The following is a 6,460-nucleotide window of genomic DNA, read 5'->3' on the forward strand; positions in this document are numbered from 1 at the left end:
ACACCACGTCGTAGCCCGCCGCCGCCGGCGGACGCCTTGACCAGCACCGGCTTTGTCGGGGGGCGAGGCGCTCACGGTGCTTCGGGGGTGGGCGGAGCGGCATAACAAGGCCATTACCTCTGGGGATGAGCGGCTCTGGCGGGAGGCCGTGACGGGGGCGCTTGCCTTGCCTGTCGAGGCTCGGGTTCGGACCTATGGGAAATTGTCCGCTTCTGCGGAGATTTCGCTGGTCAATCCGGTGTTCTATGTTCCTCGGTTAGGGGGCTCCCCCAAGTGGTTCGGGGTTGCCGCGCTGGAGCGGTCTGGGGGTGTTGAGCAGCAGGTTCTTGGGGTTTTCGTGCGGAGTAGTGGTGGGTGGCGGGCGGCGCATTGGCTGACGTTTCGTGGGGAGCCGCCGCGGATCGCCTTTGATGCGGAGGGGTACGCGATCGCGGTTGGTGATCGGGGGTTGCCGGGCGCGCATGCGAAGTATCTGGCTCGTGGTGATGAGGGCGGTGTGGTGCCTGACGCCTATTCGCGGAATGCCCGGGTGAAGGGTGTCGGTGATTGGCGCGGGGCGGCTGGGGAGTTCACGCCTGGGCCCGGTGCGTCTTACTCGTTGCGGACGACGGATGGTGGGGCGCTCGTCTGGTATGCGGTGCAGCAGGAGCAGGTGGTGAGTGGGGGGACTGCTGCTGGGCTGCCCGTTGAAGTTCGTGACTATCTGGGTGGACGGGCGGGGAAGTCCGTCGCGGTTACGTGGCAGTGGTTGGCCATCGGGTACGCGCCTGCTTCTGGGAAGGAGCGTGTGCTCGGGGAATCGGTTTCGTTGGTGTCCGCGCGGTGATGGCGCCCGTCCCGGGGTGGGACGGGCGCCATCGTGCTACGCCTCGCTGGACGGGAGGGAGCTCGCGGTCACCAGGGTGCGGATCGCGCCCAGGGCCACCGAGAGGGTCGCCAGGTCGAAGCTGTCGCTCTCCCAGATCTCGCTGAGCGTCTGCTGCGCGCGCTGGACGGCCGGCTTGTTCTTGTCCGCCCAGTGGATCATGCGCTCCTCCGGCTGGCCGCCGGGCTCGCTGGTGACGAGGACGTCGCGGGTGAGCGCGGCGTGGGCCGTGTAGAGGTCGTCGCGGAGCGCGGAGCGGGCCAGCGTGCGCCACTTGTCGTCGCGCGGCAGGGCGATGATGCGCTCGCGGAGCCGGGACAGCTGCAGCCGGTCGGCGAGGTCGAAGTAGACCTCGGCGACCTCCTCCACCGGGCGGCCCGTGTCGTGCGCGACGCCGACCAGGTCGAAGGTGGAGTAGGCGGGGACGAACGCGGCGCAGCGCTCGGCCAGGTCGTCCGGGACGCCGAGTTCGGCGAAGCCGTCGCGGCGCTGCTCGAAGGCCGACAGGTCCAGGCCGACGAGGAGCTTGGACACGTGCGCGCCGAGCGTCGCCGCGCCGCCGCTGAAGAAGTCGATGCTCTCCCGGATGTCGAACGGGGGCCGCCGGTTGTGCAGCAGCCACCGGGCGGCGCGCTCGGTGAGCTTGCGCGCCTCCAGCCGCATCGCTATCTGCGTCGACTCCTCCACCTGGTGGGAGAGGCTCTCCACGTCCCGCCAGAACCGCGGCATCTCGAACACCTCGCGGGCGACGAGGTAGGCGCGGGCGATGTCGGACGCCGACGCGCCCGTCTCCTCGTTCATGCGGAACACGAACGTGGAGCCGCTGGCGTTGACCACGTCGTTCACGACGGCGGTGGTGATGATCTCGCGGCGCAGCGGGTGCCGGTCCATGTAGCGGCGGAACCGCTCGCGCAGCGGGGTCGGGAAGTAGTCGACCAGCCACGACTCCAGGTAGGGGTCGTCGGGCAGGTCGGACGCGACGATCTGCGCGTCCAGCGCGAGCTTGGCGTAGGCGAGCAGGACGGAGAACTCGGGGCCGGTGAGGCCGAGCCCGGTCTGGCGGCGCTCCACGAGGGCCTTGTCGTCCGGCAGGAACTCCAGGCGCCGCTTCAGCCGACCGTCGCGTTCGAGCTTGCGCATGTAGCGGGCGTGGACGTGCAGCATCGCGGGCGCCTGCGCGCGGGCCGCGGCGAGCACCACGTTCTGCGCGTAGTTGTCGCGCAGGACGAGCCGCCCGACCTCGTCGGTCATCTCGTAGAGCAGGCCCTCGCGCTGCTTGGCGGTCAGCTCCCCGTCCCGCACCACCTGGTCGAGCAGGATCTTGATGTTGACCTCGTGGTCGGAGGTGTCGACGCCGGCGGAGTTGTCGATGAAGTCGGTGTTGATGATGCCGCCGTTGAGCGCGAACTCGATCCGGCCGAGCTGGGTGACGCCGAGGTTGCCGCCCTCGCCGACGACCTTGCAGCGCAGCTCGGCGCCGTCCACCCGGACGGGGTCGTTGGCCTTGTCCCCCACGTCGGCGTTGTTCTCGGTGGACGACTTGATGTAGGTGCCGATGCCGCCGTTCCACAGCAGGTCGACCGGGGCCCGCAGGACGGCCCGGATCAGCTCGTACGGGGTGAGCGCCTTCACGCCCTCCTCGATCCCGAGCGCGGCCCGCATCTGCGGGGTGATCTGGATCGACTTGGCGGTGCGGGGGAAGACGCCGCCGCCCTTGGAGATCAGCGCGGCGTCGTAGTCGGCCCAGCTGCTGCGCGGCAGCTCGAACAGCCGGCGGCGCTCGGCGAACGAGGCGGCCGCGTCCGGGTCGGGGTCGACGAAGACGTGCCGGTGGTCGAACGCGGCGACGAGCCGGGTGTGCTCCGACAGGAGCATGCCGTTGCCGAACACGTCCCCGGACATGTCGCCGATGCCGACGGCGGTGAAGTCCTCGCTCTGGACGTCCTTGCCGAGCGAGCGGAAGTGGTACTTGACCGACTCCCAGCCGCCGCGGGCGGTGATGCCCATCGCCTTGTGGTCGTAGCCGACCGAGCCGCCGGAGGCGAACGCGTCGCCGAGCCAGAACCCGTACTCGGCGGCGACGCCGTTGGCGATGTCGGAGAACGTCGCGGTGCCCTTGTCGGCGGCGACGACCATGTAGGTGTCGTCGCCGTCGTGCCGGACGACGTTCGGCGGCGGGACGACCTTGCCGTCCACGAGGTTGTCGGTCAGGTCGAGCAGCCCGGAGATGAAGTCCTTGTAGCAGGCGATGCCGGCCTTCTGCCAGGCTTCGCGGTCCACGGACGGGTCGGGGAGCTGCTTGCCGACGAAGCCGCCCTTCGCGCCCGCCGGGACGATGACGGTGTTCTTCACGGCCTGCGCCTTGACCAGGCCGAGGATCTCGGTGCGGAAGTCCTCGCGCCGGTCGGACCAGCGGAGCCCGCCGCGCGCCACCGACCCGAACCGCAGGTGGACGCCCTCGACCTTCGGCGAGTACACGAAGACCTCGTACATCGGCCGGGGCTGCGGCAGGTCGGGGATGCGCGCCGGGTCGAACTTCATCGCCAGGTACGGCTTGCCCTGGTAGTGGTTCGTGCGGAGCGTCGCCTGGACGAGCGCGAGGTAGGCGCGGAGGATGCGGTCCTCGTCGAGGCTGGCGACCTCGTCCAGCTTGCCCTGGAGCTCCTCGGTGATGCCGGCGCTGCGCTCCTCCTCGCCGCCCTGCAGGGACGGGTCGAGGCGGCTCTCCCACAGCCGCACCAGCAGGCGGGTGATGGAGGCGTTGCGCAGCAGCACCTGCTCCACGTACCGCTTGGAGAACGTCGTGCCGGTCTGGCGCAGGTACAGCGCGTAGGCGCGCAGGATCATCGCCTCGCGCCAGGTCAGCCCGACGTGCAGGACGAGCGCGTTGAACCCGTCGTTCTCGATGTCGCCGCGCCACAGCGCGGTGAAGGCGTCCTGGAAGAGGTCCTTGATGGCCTCCTCGGGGACGTCCGCGGGCGGGACGTAGCGCAGGCCGAGGTCGTAGATCCAGAACCGGCGGTCGTCGGTGGTGCGGATCTCGTACGGGCGCTCGTCTATCACCTCGACGCCCATGTTCTGCAGCAGCGGCAGCACCCGGGACAGCGAGATCGGCTCGCCCAGCCGGTAGATCTTCAGCCGCCGCTCGCCCGGCTGCGCGTTGTACGGCTCGTACAGGTTGATCGAGGTGGCGCCGTCCTCGCCGAGCTCGTCGAGGCGGCGCAGGTCGGCGACGGCGGTGCGGGCGGGGAAGTCGGCCTTGTAGCCCTCGGGGAACGCCTCCCCGAACGCGCGGCCGAGGGTGCCGGAGCGCTCCTCGCCGCACTGCTCGACGACGGCGTCGGCGAGGTCGTCCTCCCAGGAGCGGGTGGCGTTGGCGAGCCGGTCCTCCAGCTCGGCGACGTCGACGACCGGCAGCGGGCGGCCCCGCTCGCCGCGCACGACGACGTGCAGCCGGGCGAGCAGCGACTCGGTCACGTTCGCGCTGTAGTCGACGCTGACGCCGTCGAACGCCTCCTTCAGCAGGTCCTGGATGCGCAGCCGCACCTTGGTGGTGTAGCGGTCGCGCGGGAGGTACACCATGCACGACATGAAGCGGCCGTACAGGTCCTGGCGGAGGAACAGCTTCAGCTGGCGGCGCTCGCGCAGCCGCAGCACGCCGAGGGAGATCTTCAGCAGGTCGTCGACGGAGATCTGGAACAGCTCGTCGCGCGGGTAGCTCTCCAGCACCTCGATGAGGTCCTGGCCGTCGTAGCTGTCGGCGGTGAACCCGGCGCGCTCCAGCACCTCCTCCAGCTTGCGCTTGAGGACGGGCACGTGCCCGATCGACTCGCTGTAGGCGACGTGCGTGAACAGCCCGAGGAAGCGGCGCTCGCCGACGACCTCGCCGGACTCGCCGAACTTCTTCACCCCGATGTAGTCGAGGTACAGGGGCCGGTGGACGGTGGAGCGCGAGTTCGCCTTCGTCAGGATCAGCAGCCGCTTCTCGGTGGCCCGCTCGCGGACCTCGGGCGGCAGCGCCGCGAAGCTGTCGGACTCGCGCTTGTCGCTGCGCAGGATGCCGAGCCCGGTGCCCGGCTCGGGGCGCAGCGCGGTGCCGTCGCCGGTGAGCGTGTAGTCGCGGTAGCCGAGGAAGGTGAAGTGGCCGTCGGCGAGCCAGTCGAGCAGCTCGACGCCTTCGGCGAGCTCCTTGTCCGGCAGCGGGGGCCGCGCGTCCTGGATCGCGGCGGCGACCTCGCCGGCGCGGGCGCGCATCTTCGGCTCGTCCTCGAAGGCGACCCGCACGTCCTGCAGGACGCGCAGCAGGTCCTTCTCCAGCGTGTCGAGGACGCCGCGGTCGCTGGTGCGGTCCACCTCGATGTGGATCCACGACTCGTCGACGTCGGTGTCGCTGTCGAGCTTGTGGCGGAACGCCTTCAGGTGGCCCGCGACGTCGCGGTCCACGCCGAGCAGCGGGTGGACGATCAGGTGCGTGGTGAGCTGGTGCCGGGTCAGCTCCATCGTCACCGAGTCGACGAGGAACGGCATGTCGTCGGTCACGACCTGGACGATGGTGTGGCCGGGGTCCCAGCCGTACTCCTCCAGCGTCGGCGTGAAGACGCGCACCTTCGCGCGCCCCTGCGGGCGCTCCTCGCCGAGCGCCCGGTGCGCCATCGCCGGGCCGCAGATGTCCGCCGGGTCGCGGGCCATGAGGTCCTCATGGTCGACCTGCCGGTAGTAGAGCCGAAGGTAGTCGAAGACCTCCTCGACGTCACCGCCGCGCGCCCCCGGACGCTGCGCGCACGTTTCGGCGGCCCGCCTGAGCAGGTCGTCCTTCGCTTGATCGAGCATGCCGCCCATCAACAACAACTCCCCTTGAGACCCTTCGCCACCTCGTTGTGGCGCCGCTCACTGCACGAGCGTAGCCAGGAATCGCCGCAAAGCCGACCTGCTCCGCGGCAAGGTCAACGTGGCCTACGCCACCCTGCCAGCCCGGCCCGCCCCCGCGCCGGTTCCCATGCCGAGGGGGTGAACAGGGGGAGGTCAGGCGTCGCCGCTTCCTTCGGCTCCGCCGCCCGGGGGCGTCTCGGGCGGCGTCTCCGGCGGCGTCTCCGGCGGGGTGCTGGACTGCGTCGGGGTCGGCTTCGTCGTCGACTTCGTGGGCGTCGGCTGGGTCGGGGTGATGGACGTCGTCGGCGTATCGGTCGGCGCCGGGCTGTCGCTCGGCGTCTCGCTGCCGGTCGGGGACGGCGTGTAGGACGGCGACGTCGACTGCTGGACGGGCCGCTGCCGCGACGGCGGCGCCGAGCTCGGCAGGACGTCGGTCGACGCGGGCGGGGCGCTCGGGTCGCTGACCTTCTGGCCGGCCTTGCCCTTGTCGCCGGAGCCGAGCATCAGCACGGACGAGACCACCACGATCGCGACGAACAGCGCCGCGGCGCCGGCGAGGAGGGCGGAGCGTCCGGAACCGGCGAGCGCGTACCGCAGCCCGCCGCGCCCGTCGCGTCCGTCACGCCCGTCGGCTGCGCCGGCCTCGCCGACCGTGACGAGTTCGGGGGGCAGCGTGTTGTCGGCGGCCCACCCGGCGGGGGTGGGCGGGGGGCCGTACTCTTCGAC

The 6,460-nt window shown here is 70.9% G+C and carries 2 protein-coding genes and 1 pseudogene; 1 reads left to right on the forward strand and 2 read right to left on the reverse strand.

What is annotated here, in order from left to right; translation table 11 throughout:
- Positions 1-52: 52 nt before the first annotated feature.
- Positions 53-826 carry a DUF8094 domain-containing protein gene (locus tag ETD96_RS48440; RefSeq protein ID WP_478209501.1) on the forward strand — a complete coding sequence of 258 codons (774 nt, stop codon included), beginning with the start codon at positions 53-55 and terminating at the stop codon, positions 824-826.
- A 36-nt stretch (positions 827-862) separates the two neighbouring features.
- Here the strand turns inward: ETD96_RS48440 and ETD96_RS39125 are convergent, their stop codons facing one another.
- A complete protein-coding gene (locus ETD96_RS39125) occupies positions 863-5,704 on the reverse strand; it encodes an NAD-glutamate dehydrogenase (protein ID WP_138641538.1) in 4,842 nt (1,613 codons plus the stop codon).
- Between the two features lie 183 nt (positions 5,705-5,887).
- A pseudogene (locus ETD96_RS45390) lies at positions 5,888-6,460 on the reverse strand (hypothetical protein); the annotation flags it as partial.

Source organism: Actinomadura geliboluensis (assembly GCF_005889745.1).
Classification (GTDB): domain Bacteria; phylum Actinomycetota; class Actinomycetes; order Streptosporangiales; family Streptosporangiaceae; genus Spirillospora; species Spirillospora geliboluensis.

Excerpts from the sequence above, each read along its gene's own strand:
- ETD96_RS39125 (WP_138641538.1), bottom strand. The coding sequence starts at position 5,704 with ATGGGCGGCATGCTCGATCAAGCGAAGGACGACCTGCTCAGGCGGGCC.